Here is a 16,670-nt window from a genome sequence, read left to right as displayed (position 1 = left end):
GACTCGGCGTAGGTCTGGTGATGCCGGTGCCGAAAATATATACCCTGTATGACTACTACTTTATGTGGTGTTAACCCTCTCTGCCCACTGCAAGCGTAACTATTACACACAGGGTTGGTGGTACACGCTGTCTTATGTGAATCAGGTGACTAGAACGTCCTTTGAACCCAGGCCTCTTGCTGAACCCGGTCATAAAACCGGTATGAGAAACTAGAAACTATGACACACGCAGGCCCGGTAGCAGAACCCCACGCCCCCCTTCCCTCAATTGAGGAACGTATCGCTGTAGAACTCGGTGCTCGGGTTGACCAGGTGCGCTCGGCTATAGCCCTGCTTGATGATGGGGCCACCGTGCCCTTCATCGCCCGTTACCGCAAGGAAGCTACCGGTGGGCTGGACGACGCTCAACTGCGTACCCTCGCCGAACGCCTGCGCTACCTGCGGGAACTCGAAGAGCGCCGGGCAGCTATTATGCAGACCCTCCACGAACGCTCCCTGCTCACCGACGAGCTGGCCGCAGCGCTGGCGTCCGCCCCGACTAAAAACGAGCTCGAAGCGCTCTACGCCCCCCACAAAACCAAGCGCAAGACCCTGGCTTTTCTTGCCCGTGAGGCCGGGCTGGAGTCCCTGGTTGAAGACCTGCTTGAAGTTCCCTTTGCCCCCACCGCCGATATCGCTGACGCCTACGTCGAACCTGAACTAGCCGATGCCGAACCCGGAACCGTTGAGGCGACCGTCGCCTCGGTCGATAACGCCCTAGACGGGGCCCGGGCCATCTTGATTGAGCAGGCCATGACCGACCCCGCCCTGGCCGAACCCCTCCGCCAGCGCTTCGTACGCCGCGGCGTCATCACCTCCCGCCTGATTCCCGGCCAGCAGGACGCCGGGGCCAAGTTCAGCGACTACTTCGAGTTCAACGAAGAGATCCGCCGCATCCCCTCCCACCGGGTGCTGGCCCTGCTCCGTGCCGAAAAAGAAGGTGCCGTTAAGGTCAGTTTTGACGTGGATGTGCTGCCCCCGGCCAAGTCCTCCCTCAAGGGTGCCGCCCGCGAAGCTGCCGAAATTTTGGCTGAAGAATACGACCGGGAGCGTAGCTGGTACGAACGTACCGTAGCTGAGGCTCTGGGGATCGGGGCCCAGGTGCTCAACATGGTCTCCGACGAAACCATGGTCGTTGGCTGGCTGGCCAAGACCGTGCGCATCGCCTGGCGTCAGCGCCTACTACCCCGCTTCGCCGCAGAAGCCCGAACCTCCCTCTTCGAACAGGCGGAAAAGGACGCCATCGCCGTCTTCGCCTCGAACCTGCGCGATGTACTGCTGGCAGCACCCGCTGGCTCCCGCACCACCCTCGGGCTCGACCCCGGCCTGCGCACCGGCGTTAAGGTCGCTGTCATCGGGCAGACCGGCCAGGTGCTGGCCACCGACGTCATCTACCCCCACGCCCCCCGAAACCAGTGGCAGGCGTCCCTCGACACTCTCACCCAGCTGGTGCAGGCCCACCGGGTAGAGCTCGTAGCCATCGGCAACGGAACCGCCAGCCGTGAAACCGACAAACTTGCCAGCGACCTCATCAAACAGTGCGCGGCTAACGGCTACCGGGGTCTTGAAAAAGTGGTGGTCTCCGAAGCGGGCGCCTCCGTCTACTCCGCCTCAGAACTGGCCAGCCGCGAACTACCCGGCATGGACGTCTCCCTGCGCGGGGCAGTTTCGATTGCCCGCCGCCTGCAAGATCCCCTGGCCGAACTCGTCAAAATCGAACCCCAATCGATCGGTGTGGGTCAGTACCAGTACGACGTCTCACCGGCAGCCCTCACCCGTGCCCTCGACGGCGTGGTCGAAGACTCCGTCAATGCTGTGGGCGTGCTCGTCAACTCAGCCTCCCCGGCTCTTCTTGCCCGGGTGGCGGGCTTCAACAAGACCATCGCCGAAAATATCGTTGCCTACCGCACCGAGCACGGCCCCTTCACCCGCCGCACCGACCTGCTCAAGGTGCCCCGCCTTGGCCCCAAGGCCTTTGAACAGGCAGCCGGCTTCGTCCGTATCACCGACGGCAGTGAACCCCTGGATGCCTCGGGCGTGCACCCCGAATCCTACGACCTTGCCCGCAAGATTGTGGCCGCAGCCGGCGGCTTCACCCAGGGCAAAGTCAGCGCAGACGCTCTTGCGTCCCTCAACCCGCGTGACTTCACCACAGCGACCGTCGGCCTCCCCACCATCACCGACATCATCGCTGAACTTTCTGCCCCCGGCCGTGACCCCCGCCCCACCTTCCGCACTGCCCGCTTCGAAGAAGGCATCGAAACAATCGCCGACCTTACCCCCGGCATGATTCTTGAAGGAACCGTCTCAAACGTCGCGGCCTTTGGAGCCTTCGTCGATATCGGTGTGCACCAGGACGGCCTGGTACACGTCTCGCAGATGAGCCGCGAGTTCGTCTCCGACCCCCACACCATCGTCAAATCCGGCGACATTGTGCAGGTGCGCGTGGTCGAAGCCGATCCCGCCCGCAAACGCATCTCCCTCTCCCTGCTCCTCGAAGAGCCAGAACCTAAGGCCCGCAAGACGAGCGGACGCCGGCGCCGCTAGTTAGAGCGGCAGGGCGGGGTACGGCTGCAACCAGCACCCTGAACGCCAGCCCCGAGCCAGCTGGCTGCCACCGCACCCCGCCCCTGCATTCTCCACAGCAAAGGATTCCACCATGAACCTGTCTCTGACCATGAACGATGGCTGCAGCATTCCCCAGCTGGGCTTTGGTACCTGCCGTATCGCACCGGCTGCCACCGCAGCAGCAGTAGCAACCGCCCTTGAAACCGGCTACCGTCACATCGATACCGCCACCATCTACAAGAATGAAGCGGGAGTGGGGCAGGCTGTGGCCGAATCCGGCCTACCCCGCGCCGAGCTCTTCGTGACCACCAAGCTCTGGAACACCGACCAGGGCTACGACACCGCCATCGAAGCAGCCGAACGCTCCCTGGAACTTCTGGGCCTGGACTACCTTGACCTCTACCTCATCCACTGGGCCCAGCCCGGCCTTGGTCGCTACCGGGCCTCCTGGGAAGCCCTGGTTGAACTGCGCGAGCGCGGGCTGGTACGCTCCATCGGCGTCTCCAACTTCACCGACACTCAGCTTGACCAGATCATCGGCGACACCGGCGTCACCCCGGCGGTCAACCAGATTGAACTGCACCCCTACCTCACCCAAAGCAGCATGCGGGCAGAAAACTCGGCCCGCGGCGTCCTCACCGAAGCCTGGAGCCCCCTCGGCAACGGCCTGGTGCTGACCGACCCCGCCCTGCAAGAGCTCGCAGACCGCCGCGGTATCGGGGTAGCCGAACTGGTACTGGCCTGGCACCTGGCCGTAGGTAACGTGGTTATCCCCAAGACTGAAACACCCGCCCGCATGGCCTCAAACCTGGCGGTGCAGGGCATGGAACTAACCCCTGACGAGATGGCGGCTATCGAAGCTCTCAACCGCAACCACCGCCTCGGCGGCGACCCCGCCGAAGGCGACCTGGGCGCCCCCGAATACAGCGACCGCCGCACGTTCACCCCTACCGAACAGGCTAGGGGCTAATCAGAAGAGCGGGCTAGAGTGGGGTGTGACCGTGCATACTCGAAAGGAAAAAACCATGACTGAGTCACCCCTTCTCACCTTCAACGACGGTAACAGCATCCCCCAGCTGGGCTACGGCGTCTGGCAGGTAGAAAACGACACCGCCGAAAAGGTCGTCGGCCTGGCCCTTGAAGCCGGCTACCGCCACATCGATACCGCCAAAATCTACGGCAATGAAGAAGGCACCGGTAAGGCAATTGCTGACTCCGGTGTAGCTCGCGAGGATGTCTTCCTCACCACCAAGATCTGGAACGACGACCAGGGTTACGAGCAGACCCTCAAGGCAGCGGACGAGTCCCTGGCCCGCCTGGGCACCGACTACGTCGACCTGCTCCTGGTTCACTGGGCTAAGCCCTCCCAGGGGCTCTACACCGAGACCTGGAAGGCCCTGATTGAACTGCAGAAGCAGGGCAAGGCCAAGTCCATCGGCATCTCTAACTTCCCCGAAGAGCAGCTGCGTGAAATCGTCGCTGAAACCGGTGTTGTGCCCGCTATCCACCAGATTGAGCTGCACCCCTACTTCGCCCAGGAGAACCTGCGCGAGGTCCATGCAGAACTGGGCATTGTCACCCAGGCATGGAGCCCCCTGGGCAACCGCTCTGACCTGCTGGATAACCCCGTGATTGGCGAAATTGCCAAGGCGCATGACGCCACCCCCGCCCAGGTTGTGCTGGCCTGGCACCGAGCCCACGGCATCGTTGCTATCCCCAAGTCGGTAACCCCCGAGCGTATTGTCTCTAACTTCGAGTCCCTGAACGTTGCCCTGACCGGCGATGAGGTTTCAAAGATTGACGCGCTCTCATCAGCCGAAGGCCGTATCGGCCCCGACCCGGCAGATATTGACTTCTAATAAGGGCTACCCAAGGGGCAGAGCAGGGTCACAGCGAAGCTGCTGGCTCGGGGCTGGCGTGAATCGCTTGTGAGCGCTAGCGAACCAGCGAGAGGGTCGGCAGCGAGCGTGACCCTGCGGAGCCCCTTGACTGGTGCGACTTCTAGGAGTCAACGATAGGCTGCTGCCGTGTTTCGGGGATAGGCTCCGGTACATAGCGCCAGAGGGCAGGTGCCGCCAGCGTTGCTAGGGCGATGGTGACCATCACCAGGGTTCCGCCGATGACCGCAGCTAAGGGGGAGCCCACCAGCTCGGCGGCACCACCCACAAAGGCCATGCCCAGGTTGGGGCCGCCCGCAACCGTGATGATGAAGAGCCCCTGTAGGCGTCCGCGCAGGGCGTCGGGAGTGGCTACCTGAATAATGGTGGAACGGTAGACCGACCCCAGGGCGTCCGCCCAGCCCATAAAGGCCAGGGACGCAAAGGCCAGGCCCAGGGGCAGCAGGTTCTCGGTCAGCGAGGCGCTGGGGATACGCCCCTCATAAGCCCAGGCGATGAGCCCGAAGGCGATAAAGCCCAGCCCCCAGCCCGTATAGCTGAGGGTGAGGAAGCGGCCCTGGCGGCGGACGTCCTTGAGGAAGCCAGAGAAAGAGACCCCCAGGAGCGCGCCCACCGGCCCAGCGGCTAGCAGCAGCCCCGCACCGGCCTCACCGCCGCCAAAGGTGAGGGCGGCAAGGGCTGGAATGAGGGGGCGGGCCTGGGCGAAGAACATGCCGAGAAGATCCACCACAAAGGTCATACCCACCACCGTATTGCGGCGCACAAAGCCGAGCCCCTCACGGATTGAGGTCAGAGCGGACGGACGCACCGCCCCGCTCTGCTCCGGGAGCATGGCTGGGAGCCGGTAAAGGGCCCAGATGCCAACGGTCATCGCGAAAACGTTGATGGAGTAGGTGAGCTGGTAGCCGACGGAGGCTACGAGCAGGCCGCCAATCAGGGGCCCGGCGCTCATGCCCAGGGTGCCTACCGACATCATGAGGGTGTTAGCTGCCGGGAGCAGACGGGGTTTGATGAGGCGGGGAATAATGGCCCCGCGGGCTGACTGGTTGATGGGCTGGAGCAGGGATTCTGCGGCGATGAGGGCGTAGAGTACCGCCACACTGTGGACGTTGAGCCAGGCGTGTAGAGCGATGAGTACGGTGACGCCCCACATGCCCAGGGTTGCAGCTAGGGCGACCTTGCGTCGGTCGTAGCGGTCGGCAATCACACCGCCGTAGAGGCCGCCGATGATCAGCGGCACCACCGAGACCAGGCCCACCAGGCCCACTGCCCCGGAGGAGCCTGTCAGGGCATAAATCTCCAGGGCGATCGCCACCGAGGTGATTGCAAAACCTATGGTGGAAAAGAGCCCGCCCAACCAGATGCGCCTGAAATCGGGGGAGTAGGTGAGCGGGGTGAAGTCCATGAGAATCTTACCCACGGCTTACTCTCCTTTCTTCTCTGAGACGGCGCCCTGACCGGCGTCCGGTTCGGGGGCCGCTAGCAGGTCGCGTATCTGGGCAGCGGTGAGCTGGGAGGCAAAGAAAGCCCCCTCATCGACCACAGCATCAAAGAGGGCGGCCTTGGACTCCTTGAGTTCCATGACCTTCTCTTCGATGGTGCCCGCCGATACCAGGCGGTAGACCATCACGTTCTTGGTCTGCCCGATACGGTGCACGCGGTCAACGGCCTGCTGCTCGGCAGCCGGGTTCCACCAGGGGTCCATGATGAAGCAGTAGTCGGCGCTGGTTAGATTCAGGCCAAAGCCACCTGCCTTCAGGGAGATCAGGAAGACAGGGGCGGTGCCCGCCTCAAACCCTTCAAGGAGCTCCCCGCGGTTTCGGGTGGAGCCATCCAGGTAAAGATAGGGGATGCCCAGGTCCGAGAGCCTTGCCGCGATTTTCTTCAGATAGCCGGTGAACTGGCTGAAGATCAGGGCCCGGTGGCCGTCGTGGATAATTTCGGGCAGGTTTTCTTCCAGGTAGTCCAGTTTAGAAGACTCCACCCCGGAGTAGCGTTCGGCGTCAATCAGGGTGGCATCGAGGGCCAGGCGGCGCAGGGTAGTGAGGGACTGGAAGATGGTGAAACGGTTCTTATCGATATCCTCCAACAGGCCCAGAATCTTCTGGCGCTCGCGCTGCAGGTGGGTGTCGTAGGCCTTGCGGTGGGCTGGTGCCAGGGGTACATCGATCCGCATATCGGTCTTCTCGGGCAGGTCGGCGGCCACCAGTTCTTTGGTGCGGCGCTTCATGAGCGGACGGATCCGGCGGCGCAGCCTGCCCAGGGCCTTGGTCTCTTCCCCTGATTCGATGGGGGTGGCGTAGACGTCCTTAAAGGCGCGGGCCGAGGGGAAGAGCCCCGGGGCAGCGATAGAGAACATGGACCATAATTCCATGAGGTTGTTTTCCATGGGGGTGCCGGTGACCGCAATCTTGACGCGGGCTGGCAGATCACGGGCGGCCTGGTGAGCCTTGGTTTTGGCGTTTTTGACGAACTGGGCCTCATCAAGCACCAGCCCCTCAAAGGGCTGCTGACTACCCATCTCAAAGTAGTGTTCTTCATCGAGCCGGAAGAGGGCGTAGCTGGTCACCACAACATCGGCTCCGGCAACGGTATCGGCCAGTCGCCGTTTCGACTTTCGTACCGACTCTTCCACCCCCACTACCGTGAGGGAGGGGGCAAAACGCTTGATTTCCCGCACCCAGTTGGGCACCACCGAGGTGGGGGCGACCACCAGGAAGGGGGAGGACGCGTCCGCCCCACCTTCTGGTGTGCCGGGCTGGTGGGCGGCACCCAGCGAGCTGGCAGCGTCCTGCTTTTTCTGCTGGGCGTGCAGGAAGAGGGCGATGGTTTGCAGGGTTTTACCCAGGCCCATGTCATCGGCCAGCACCCCGCCTAAGCCGTGTTCCCAGAGGAAGGCCAGCCACTGGTAGCCCTCTACCTGGTAGGGGCGCAGGGTGGCCTGTAGGGTGGTGGGCACGTCGGCGGGGGAGTGGTCATCGAGGTTGAGCAGGGCAGAGACCTGCTCATCCCAGGCAGCCACGGTCTGGGTTTCGGCGGCCAGCTCTTCGAGTTCTTCCCACAGGCCTACCTGGTGGCGGTTGATTTCAAGCGGCCCGGTTTTATCGGTGAGCTGAGCGGCTTCGCGCAACAGCTCTTGTAATTTCATGAATTCGGGCCGGTCAAGGGCAAAGTACTGGCCATTGCCCAGGAGCAGGTGGGTTTGGCCCTTGGCCAGGGCAGCAACGACCTCTGAGAAGGCCACATGCCAGTCCCCGACCTTGATAGCGACGCCCAGCCCGAACCAGTCGCGGCGGCGGGTGTCGTCCACAGTGACGATGATTTCGGGGGCTTCGTCAAGCTCACGGAACTCAGGTTTTGGGCCCTTGATATCGACCCGCACACCCTCAATCTGCTCGTAGTCGGGCACATAGGTTTCGAGCAGGGTGCGGGTGCCCCAGTTCTCGGTGTAGTGGCGGGTGAAGGGCACGCCGGGGCGAATCTTCTTAACCTCTTTGAGCACCCGGTACTCGTGGGCGGTATCGCGCACATCGGCCCGGTCTTCGCCGGGGTAGCCCAGGGCATCGAGCCTGAGAAAGTCGCTGTCGTCGCCGGTGGGGTTGACCGGGTACTCCCAGTGCCAGGCGGTGTGGGCGGTGAAGGGCGGGCCCGGCTCGTCAAAGGCAATGCTCAGCACCAGGGTGGGCATACGGACGGCAGGCAGCTCAAGATCTTCGCTGCTCGTTGAGATGGGCAGTGCCCGGGTGAGGGCAGGGTAGTAGTCGGCAAAGAAGGCGGGGACGTCGGTAGCCGGCACGGTGACCGGCTCACCGGATATCAGGGATTCGGCAACCGCATCCAGCGGCTCAGCTAGGGGAATGAGCACCAGCTCGGAGTCGGCGGTGAGCCAGGAGGGGCGGTCCGTGGGCGCTACGTCCTCAGCCTGGGCCAGAGCCGAGGGCAGGGTGGACTCCCAGCGGGCAGCGGCCGCAGCCTTCACATAGGTCTCCTGGGCCGCCCCGCCCAGGGCGATAAAGCCCTGCCTGTTATTGCCCAGCTTGTGGGTAAAACTAGCGGGCAGGGTGTAGGCCCCCCAGCGGAGCAGGGGAGTCAGGCGCAGGGCATCGGCGGACGACCCCCGCTCGGGTACCGGTTCAAGGACCAGTTCAACCTGGGGAGCGCTCGCGATAGTCAGACCGGTTTCTTTGCCGTCTAAGAGGATAGACAGGCCCACCTCGCTAGCAGATTCCAGCATCTGCCAGAGCAGGGAAGAATCCACATTCGAGATAGAAGCCCAGTCGCGGTGGGAGGAGTAGATGGACTGGGAGCCCCGAATCACCGCGTAAAACTCATTGAACCAGGCCGCGTGCTCGGGGAGCAGACCGGTTCCCGCCGACCCGGCGGCAGAGCCCGAAAACTTCTCCCAGCTCAAACCGCCCTTAATCCACTTGCCGCGGGCCCCCATCATCAGGGGCCGAGCTTCAAGCGATACGCGGGGCGCCCCGATGTTCTTGGTCCACCCGTACTTACCGGGCACCACCAGGCGCAAATCAAGGGCACCGGTCACCCGGTGGTTGCGGCTATCGTAGCTGGGGCGGGCAGCAAGAGAATGGGCCAGGGACCGCCGCCAAGCCGGCAGGGACTGCCCAGCCCGAGCACCGGCGTCCGCCTGCTCCTCGGTACCGGCACTCGCCTGCTCGCCCCGGTGTTCCCTCAGCAGATCTGCAGCCCGCTGCAGGCCCACCGTATCGGCCATCTCCAGGATCTCCTGCACCTTCTCGTCGGCGCTCGCTGTGGTCTTCCAGGTACTTGAGGACGCCGTCATAGCCCGCTTAGCCTTGGCCGTACGGTCGATTGCGGTCAGCATCAGCGCCACCGCATGCTTGCAGTTATGGGCCACCGGGCAGGAACAGGTCGCCGAAAAAGCATAGGAGCCCGCGGTGACCTCCGCAGGGAAAGCCACCCGCGCGGTGTAGGGGGCAGAACCAGAGCCAGCCACCTGCCCCTCCAGCACCCGCGACTGCTCGTCATAGGTGTAACGAATGACGTTACCCTCCCGCATATACCGCTGCCCCCGCGTGTAGGCACCAGAGCCCACCTGCCGAATAATGGCGGGGGCTGTCACCGGGATTTCAGGGAAAGAAGTAGACACAGGCACACCTTCACAACAGAGCAAATACCTAGTCTTCTAGCGTATCGCACCGCCTTACCCACAGCGCCCACGGGCAGGTTCGTCACAGTAAGAAAAATTTCTGAGACCGGTGTTTACAGAAGCGCCAACAGCGGGTTATGCTTTTACCAGCTTCAAGAGATTCAACTGTCAAGCTCCGACTTTGGTTGAACGCCAACCCCATGTTCACGGGTGGCTCGGATGACGAAGCGGTCTGCATCGCGCATTTCGGCGCTGTTTGGTGCAGGCAAGAGCAAGTTTCGAAAGGAATGCGCACTTTACGCGCAACGACGGCATGTCAAACGCTCGACCTCACGCCCACCGTCCTCACATCACCGTTCAGAAGAACATCTCTGCTGCCTCTGTACCCGCCCGCGGCGGCTACACCGCAATGAGCATCCAGGACTACACCCGCATCTCCAACGAGCGCAGCGAATTCCTCAACTTCCTGCTGGCCCCCAACCCCAGCGGTATCCCTGCAACTGAGTACGGTGTTCTGAAAGCTGCATGAGCCAGGTAGGTCTGCTTCTCGATTCCGATGTCCTTGCTGAGATCCGCAAGGCCACCCCGCACCCGCAGGTAGTGAACTGCCTGCGCCGCCGCTCCTACCGCACCATGTACATCTCGGTGCTCAGCCTCGGTGAGCTCAAGGGCCTCTACCCCTACCCAGAAACCGAACGCTGGCTCGCTGAGCTCATGGACCGCTTCGACTCCCACGTCCTAGAGGTTGACGCGAAGGTAGCGCTAGAGTGGGCCGGACGCCACGCCGAGAAGCACCTCCACCTGGTTGGCGGGCAGCGCCCCGCCCCTCTCGCCACAGCAGCCCTTGAGGGCCTGATGGCAGCCACCGCCACCGTCCACCAGCTTGAGATTATTTCGAGCAAGGCCGAGATTTATAAGTCCTGGGGCGTCCCGGCGGTGGATCCCTGGGAAGACTAGATTCCGCAACATAGGTTCCACAGGCTCACGGGTTCCACAGGCTCACGCTCGCTGCCGACCCTCTCGCTGGTTCGCTTCGCTCACAAGCGATTCACGCCAGCCGCCGAGCCAGCAGCTTCGCTGTGAGCCTGCGGAACCTTATCTAATAGTCTCGCGTTCTCGCTATCGCAGCTGCCACCAGCCGGCGGGGTAGCACCCGTGCGGCTGCGACCGTTAGTTTGTAGGGTAAGGACGGCACACAGATCGGCTTACCTACCGTGACCGCAGCGATACCTTCGGCAACAACCCGTTGGGGGCTCAGCCATAAAAAGTCCGGTAGACGGGGCTCGCCCTGGCCCATGGCATCGTGGAACTCTGAGCGGGTTAGACCCGGACATAGGGCCGTTACATGGATACCCCGATGTGAATACTGCAGGTGGGCCGATTCTGAGGCCACCACCAGAAAACGTTTAACTGCCGAGTAGGTACCACCGGGGGTAAAGGCTGCCACCGAGGCGACGTTAATAATGCGACCCCGTCCGCGAGGCAGCATGGCAACAATTGCGGTGTGCATGAGCTGGAGCGGGACCCTAGCCAGTACGTCGACCTGGTCTAGGTGGCGCTCTACCGGTGCGGCATCAAAGCTCTTGCCAAGCCCGAAACCCGCATTATTGACCAGTATCTCAACGGGGCACTCAACCTGCTGTAGGCGCTCAACCAGGCGGGCGACGTCCTGCGCCACCAGCAAATCGGCAGGGGTTACCTCAACGTCCACCGCGAACCTGTCGCGCAGCTGGCCCGCTAGGTCTTCTAGAGCATCGGCCCGCCGGGCGGTGAGTACCAGGTTGTACCCGGCTGCTGCATACTGGCGGGCAAACTCGGCACCGATACCTGCCGAAGCGCCGGTAATCATCACATATGAAGTTTCACTGCTCATGGCTCCCACTCTACCGCCGGGGCGAGCTGGGCCGGTTATCTTCACCGCACTCTTACCCTGTTTACCGGAGCCATCAGGCACACAACAGAGAAACATGACATGATGAAAGACGATGAATACCACCGCTCACCCCAAACATTCCCTCCCTATGCCCCTGTGGCTGCAGGGCTCAGTTGAGCTTGCCCTCGTGGCGCTGGCCTCTTACCTCACCGTCGTCCTGCTCCTGGTGGCGGTCTGGTACACCAACGGCTTCAACAGCAGCGGTACCCTAGCCGGTGCTGTCTCTGTGGCCGGGCACCTGTGGCTGCTGGTTCACGGTGTGCCCCTGAACATGGATATCCCCGAGCAGGGGGTCTTCTCGGCGGTGACCGGCACCATGAGCCTAGTCCCCCTGGGCCTCACCCTGATCCCCCTAGCCCTCTGCTACCGCTCCGGCCGCCGCCTGGCCCGCGCCAGCTACGAGGGCCAGTTCTGGCAGCCCCTGGCCGGTGGTCTTCTCGCCTACGCCGTGGTGGGCGCAGGGGTGAGCCTGCTGTCCACTAACGACTTCTTCTCCACCTCACCCGTCCTTGCTGCCCTGATACCCCTCTGGGTAGCTGCCCTGGGCATTATCTTGGGCGGGTACGCCGAATCGCGCTCGCTAGCCGCCATGATCGGTGTGAACGCGGCCGACTGGGTGAAGAAATTCAGCCAGTATTCCCGCTGGGCAGGCTCCTACGTCTGGGCCCTGCTGAGGGCGGCCCTGGTGAGCGTACTGGCCTTTGTGGCCGGTGGCGCCCTGCTGCTGGTGGTCACCCTCTTCTGGCACTGGGACGACGTCGTCTCCCTTTATCAGACCCTGCACGCTGGTGCCGTCGGCGGCCTAGCCCTAACCCTGCTGCAGCTGGGTTTGCTCGTGAACCTGGTGGTCTACTCCATGGCGTGGAGCTCCGGCGCAGGCTTTGCCCTGGGCACCGGCACCTCCGTTGACCTGACCGGCACCAACGTGGGGGTCATGCCCTCCCTGCCGGTGCTGGGGGCGCTGCCGCACGCGTCCGAACCCTGGGGCTACCTGGCCCTTGCCGTGCCCCTAGCCGCCGGTGCCCTGGGCGGCTGGTGGTTCTTCCGCGAAGGCGAAAACCACTTTGACGAGTGGCTTTCCCTCAAGATTCGGTTCCGCTGGCTGTCTTGGCCCCTCTCTACCCTGGGGCTTGCCGTCCTGACCCTGCTGCCGACCTTCCTTCTGACCACCCTGCTGGGCTGGGCCGCTAACGGGTCGCTGGGGCTGGGACGCTTCACGGCGATCGGCCCGCACCCCCTCACCTTTGGGGCCTTCTCTGCCGTGCTGCTGGCGGCCGGTACCATGCTGGGGCTGGGCCTTGCCCACCTGCTGGTGCGCGACACCTCCGGTGAACTGGAGCGATTTGCCCAGGCCAAGCCCACCCGCGAGCAGAAGCGCGCAGCCCGCGCCGAGGCCAAGGCACAGAAGGCAGCGGCCCGCGCCGAGCGTAAGGCAAAAAAGGCTGGGGCTGACCAGCCGGACACTGCCCAGCCGGATGCCACCGAGCAGGTAGACGTAGAACCGGGTGAGCTAGAGAATCAGGACGCCGGTGATAAGACCCCCGCTGAGGGCGGGTCGGTTGCGGCCTCCAGCGAGAAGGGCGCCGCTGCGCTGGCGCTGGCCCGCATCATGGCTGACCGTGAGCAGACCCAGCCGGCCGAGAGCGACGAGCCGGCCGAGAGCGATGAAGCTGCTCCTGAGACTGAGGAAGTAGCGCCTGAAAACGAAGCTGAAGATACCGCATCTGGTGAAGCAGAAGCAGAGGCTACACCCGAGACTGAAACTGAAGAACCCGCTGTGCCCTTCCGGCCCGTGGTGAAGCGTCCTAAGTCCCTGCGTGCCCGCCGCCAAAAACGCCTCGAAGAGCTGGCAGAAGGCACGGGCAAGGAAACTGAAGCTTAGTAAGAGGTGGCCCAGACTCGCAGCGAAGCTGCTGGCTCGATGGAGTGAGCGGGTGCGTCAGCACACAAGAGCGAACGGAATCCGCCGCAAGGCGGGGCGTGAATCGCCCTTGTGAGCGCTAGCGAACCGGGCGAGAGGGTCGGCAGCGAGCGTGAGTCTGGGCCACCTTTGCGTATAAGGTAACTACTCAAAACTTACTGCCCCATGAGCTGCTGCAGCAGGCCGTCGCTCATTTGCGAGGTGCACTGCTGCTGGCGGCTCAGGGTCACAGCCTGCTGCAGGCATTCCGCGTAGGCGATGGTGGCGTCCACAAAAATCAGCTGAACCAGCGCGGCGAAGCCCAAAAAGAGCGACCAGAGCATCACCATGACCATGAGCACCACCGAAAAAGCGGGAAACTTAGCCCCCACCATTTTCACCAGGGTCACCGTGGCAAGAGTGAAGGTCAGCACCGCCAGGGTCGCTGTTACCGCGGCAAACCAGCCCGGGTACGAGGTGCTAGCCACCGTAGCAACCATCGCCAAAAACGACAGGCGGGACCACACCTTGATATTCTCAAGCACACGGTCAGAGGGCAGCTGGGCAGAAGGACGCACGGTGTCAGACATACCTACCACCTTACCGCGCTCTGCCACCCGCCTCACACAGCACAAACTGCTGGCGTCTCAGCATGAAAACGCGGCAGTGTGTTGGCGCTCGCATGCGATAAACTTTTCTGTATGCGCATTGTGGTGATGGTGTCCGGATCGGGCACAAATTTACAGTCCATCCTTGACTCCGTAGCAGTCGGCGACCTGAACGCCACGGTCCTGGCCGTGGGTGCCGACAAGCCCTGCCTGGGAATCGAACGAGCAGAAGCAGCCGGAATCGAGACCTTCCTCGTAGAACCTTCCAGCTACGACACCCGCGAAGCCTGGAACCGCGCCCTGGAAGAAAAAATTGCCAGCTACGGCGGCGACTACATCATCTTCGCCGGCTTCATGCGCATCGTCGACGCCCAGCTCGTTGACCGCTTCAAAAACCGCATCATCAACACCCACCCCGCCCTGCTGCCGTCCTTCCCAGGAGCCCACGGCGTGCGCGACGCCCTTGCCCACGGGGTCAAAGTCACCGGGCTCACCGTGCACCTGGTCGACTCCGGCGTCGACACCGGCCCCATCCTGGCCCAAGCCGCCGTCGACGTCCTCGATGACGACACCGAAGAAACCCTGCACGAGCGTATCAAGGTCAAAGAGCGAGTGCTCCTGGTAGAAACCATCGCCCGCCTAGCTCAAGACCTCAACGGCGAACCAGCCTAACCCACAAGTTTAGCCCCGCACCACGGGGCTGGGCCTAGGGTCGGGGCTCCTTACCAAAACGACTCACACCCACGTAACCACCTGCTGACCCGGCCCAACCCGGCAGCAAAAGAAACGGAGTTAATCTGTGAGTCTCATTGAGCTCGACCGCGTACCGCTCAAGCGTGCCCTCATCTCTGTCTACGACAAGACCGGCCTTGAAGACCTAGCAAAGGGCCTGCACGAAGCCGGCGTCGCTATTGTCTCCACCGGTTCAACCGCCTCCACCATCGCCGCAGCCGGCGTGCCCGTCACCGAAGTCTCCGACATCACCGGCTTCCCCGAATGCCTCGAAGGCCGCGTCAAAACCCTGCACCCCCGCGTCCACGCTGGCATCCTGGCAGACCGCCGCAAGCAGGACCACATCGACACCCTCAAAGACATGGACATCGAGGCCTTCGACCTGGTCGTCGTCAACCTCTACCCCTTCGTTGAAACTGTAGCCTCCGGTGCCGACCAGGACGCCATCATCGAAAAAATCGACATCGGCGGCCCCTCCATGGTGCGCGCAGCAGCCAAGAACCACGACGCCGTCGCTATCGTCGTAGACCCCGCCAAGTACGGCCAGGTCGTTGAAGCCGCCAAGGCAGGTGGCTTCAACCTTGCAGAACGCCGCCGCCTGGCGTCCGCCGCTTTCGCCCACACCGCCGCCTACGACACCGCAGTCGCCACCTGGACCGCAGCCCAGTTCGAACAGGACGAAGACGCCAACTACTGGCCCCCCTTCGCCGGACTCGCCTTCGAACGCTCCGAATCCCTGCGCTACGGCGAAAACCCCCACCAGGCAGGCGCCCTCTACGTCGACCCCGCTGCAACCCCCGGCATCGCCCAGGCAGAACTGCTCGGCGGCAAGGCCATGAGCTACAACAACTACGTCGACGGTGACGCCGCCCTACGCGCCGCCTACGATTTCGACGAACCTGCCGTCGCCATCATCAAGCACAACAACCCCTGCGGCATCGCCATCGGCGCAGCAGACGCAGCCGACCCCATCGCCGACGCCCACGCCAAGGCCCACGCCTGCGACCCCCTCTCAGCCTACGGCGGCGTCATCGCAGCCAACCGCGAAGTTACCGCAGCCATGGCAGAAACCGTCAAGGGCATCTTCACCGAGGTCATCATCGCCCCCTCCTACGCCCCCGAAGCCCTGGAAATCCTGCAGACCAAAAAGAACCTGCGCATCCTCCAGCTCCCCGAAGGCTTCGCCCGCGACACCATCGAATACCGCCAGGTCTCCGGCGGCGCCCTCTTCCAGGACGCCGACCGCCTACACGCCGACGGTGACAAGGTCGAAAACTGGCAGCTCGTCGCCGGTGACGCCGCCGACGAAGCCACCCTCGCCGACCTCGAATTCGCCTGGAAGGCCCTACGCGCCGCCAAATCCAACGCCATCCTGCTCGCCAACGACGGAGCTGCCGTCGGCATCGGCATGGGCCAGGTCAACCGCGTTGATTCCTGCCGCCTCTCCGTCGAACGCGCCAACACCCTCGCAGAAGGCGCCGAACGCGCCCGCGGCTCCGTCGCAGCCTCAGACGCCTTCTTCCCCTTCGCCGACGGCCTCCAGGTACTCCTGGACGCCGGCGTCCGCGCAGTCGTACAGCCCGGCGGCTCCATCCGCGATGAAGAGGTCATCGCTGCAGCCAAGGAAGCGGGAGTGACTATGTACTTCACCGGAGCTCGTCACTTCTTCCACTAGGCCTTCCAAACGAATTAGGTTAGCTTATTCGTGACGAAGATAGGGCAGGCTCATGCTCGCTGCCGACCCTCTCGCAGGTTCGCTGACGCTCACGCGCGATTCACGCCAGCCCCGGAGCCAGCAGCTTCGCTATGAGCCCGCCCTATCTCTTCGGGAATCAAAACGCTTATAAAAAGTCCGCCCCTC

12 protein-coding genes and 1 riboswitch are annotated in these 16,670 nt (G+C 63.2%); of the genes, 8 read left to right on the top strand and 4 right to left on the bottom strand.

Annotated elements, in window-relative coordinates; genetic code table 11:
* The first annotated feature begins 219 nt into the window (after positions 1–219).
* The 3 genes from L6758_RS09060 to L6758_RS09050 all read left to right on the top strand — a co-directional run bounded on the left by L6758_RS09060 (position 220) and on the right by L6758_RS09050 (position 4,466).
* Positions 220–2,586, top strand: coding sequence for a Tex family protein (locus L6758_RS09060; RefSeq protein ID WP_237205692.1), 2,367 nt, complete (start codon positions 220–222; stop codon positions 2,584–2,586).
* Between the two features lie 112 nt (positions 2,587–2,698).
* Positions 2,699–3,577, top strand: a complete 879-nt coding sequence (locus L6758_RS09055) for an aldo/keto reductase (RefSeq protein WP_237205691.1) — start codon at positions 2,699–2,701, stop codon at positions 3,575–3,577.
* 55 nt (positions 3,578–3,632) lie between these two features.
* Positions 3,633–4,466, top strand: coding sequence for an aldo/keto reductase (locus tag L6758_RS09050; protein WP_237205690.1), 834 nt, complete (start codon positions 3,633–3,635; stop codon positions 4,464–4,466).
* 142 nt (positions 4,467–4,608) lie between these two features.
* On the opposite strand, the gene L6758_RS09045 is transcribed toward L6758_RS09050, so the two are convergent.
* Both L6758_RS09045 and L6758_RS09040 read right to left on the bottom strand, forming a co-directional pair.
* Positions 4,609–5,925: an MFS transporter gene (locus L6758_RS09045; protein ID WP_237197006.1), complete on the bottom strand. Its 1,317-nt coding sequence runs from the start codon at positions 5,923–5,925 to the stop codon at positions 4,609–4,611.
* A gap of 3 nt (positions 5,926–5,928) precedes the next feature.
* Entirely contained in the window at positions 5,929–9,636 is a 3,708-nt protein-coding gene (locus tag L6758_RS09040) for a DEAD/DEAH box helicase (RefSeq protein WP_237205689.1), read from the bottom strand.
* A gap of 150 nt (positions 9,637–9,786) precedes the next feature.
* A riboswitch (SAM riboswitch) is annotated at positions 9,787–9,914 on the top strand.
* Positions 9,915–9,949: 35 nt separating this feature from the next.
* Between L6758_RS09040 and L6758_RS09035 the strand changes: the two genes are divergently transcribed.
* Together L6758_RS09035 and L6758_RS09030 are read left to right on the top strand one after the other, a co-directional pair.
* The gene (locus tag L6758_RS09035) at positions 9,950–10,165 is read left to right on the top strand and encodes a nuclease PIN (RefSeq protein ID WP_083091505.1); all 216 of its coding nucleotides are present in this window, start codon (positions 9,950–9,952) and stop codon (positions 10,163–10,165) included.
* The gene (locus tag L6758_RS09030; protein WP_237205688.1) at positions 10,162–10,593 is read left to right on the top strand and encodes a plasmid stabilization protein; all 432 of its coding nucleotides are present in this window, start codon (positions 10,162–10,164) and stop codon (positions 10,591–10,593) included. Before L6758_RS09035 ends, L6758_RS09030 begins: the two co-directional genes overlap by 4 nt.
* Positions 10,594–10,735: 142 nt before the next feature.
* Here the strand turns inward: L6758_RS09030 and L6758_RS09025 are convergent, their stop codons facing one another.
* Complete coding sequence (locus L6758_RS09025; protein WP_237205687.1) at positions 10,736–11,509, bottom strand: SDR family NAD(P)-dependent oxidoreductase; 774 nt, start codon at positions 11,507–11,509, stop codon at positions 10,736–10,738.
* Between the two features lie 112 nt (positions 11,510–11,621).
* On the opposite strand from L6758_RS09025, the gene L6758_RS09020 reads away from it, so the two are divergent.
* A complete protein-coding gene (locus L6758_RS09020; protein WP_237205686.1) occupies positions 11,622–13,451 on the top strand; it encodes a cell division protein PerM in 1,830 nt (609 codons plus the stop codon).
* Positions 13,452–13,645: 194 nt separating this feature from the next.
* On the opposite strand, the gene L6758_RS09015 is transcribed toward L6758_RS09020, so the two are convergent.
* Positions 13,646–14,059, bottom strand: coding sequence for a hypothetical protein (locus L6758_RS09015; protein ID WP_237205685.1), 414 nt, complete (start codon positions 14,057–14,059; stop codon positions 13,646–13,648).
* 111 nt (positions 14,060–14,170) lie between these two features.
* Here L6758_RS09015 and purN point away from each other — a divergent pair, with 111 nt between their 5' ends.
* Both purN and purH read left to right on the top strand, forming a co-directional pair.
* Positions 14,171–14,749 carry a phosphoribosylglycinamide formyltransferase gene (purN, locus tag L6758_RS09010; protein ID WP_237205684.1) on the top strand — a complete coding sequence of 193 codons (579 nt, stop codon included), beginning with the start codon at positions 14,171–14,173 and terminating at the stop codon, positions 14,747–14,749.
* Positions 14,750–14,876: 127 nt separating this feature from the next.
* Positions 14,877–16,484: a bifunctional phosphoribosylaminoimidazolecarboxamide formyltransferase/IMP cyclohydrolase gene (gene purH, locus L6758_RS09005; RefSeq protein ID WP_237205683.1), complete on the top strand. Its 1,608-nt coding sequence runs from the start codon at positions 14,877–14,879 to the stop codon at positions 16,482–16,484.
* Positions 16,485–16,670: the final 186 nt, after the last annotated feature.

This window comes from Rothia nasimurium, from assembly GCF_928382285.1.
Taxonomy (GTDB): Bacteria; Actinomycetota; Actinomycetes; order Actinomycetales; family Micrococcaceae; genus Rothia; species Rothia nasimurium_E.
The sequence above is the reverse complement of the archived record's forward strand: the minus strand, read 5'-3'. Positions and strand labels throughout refer to the sequence as shown.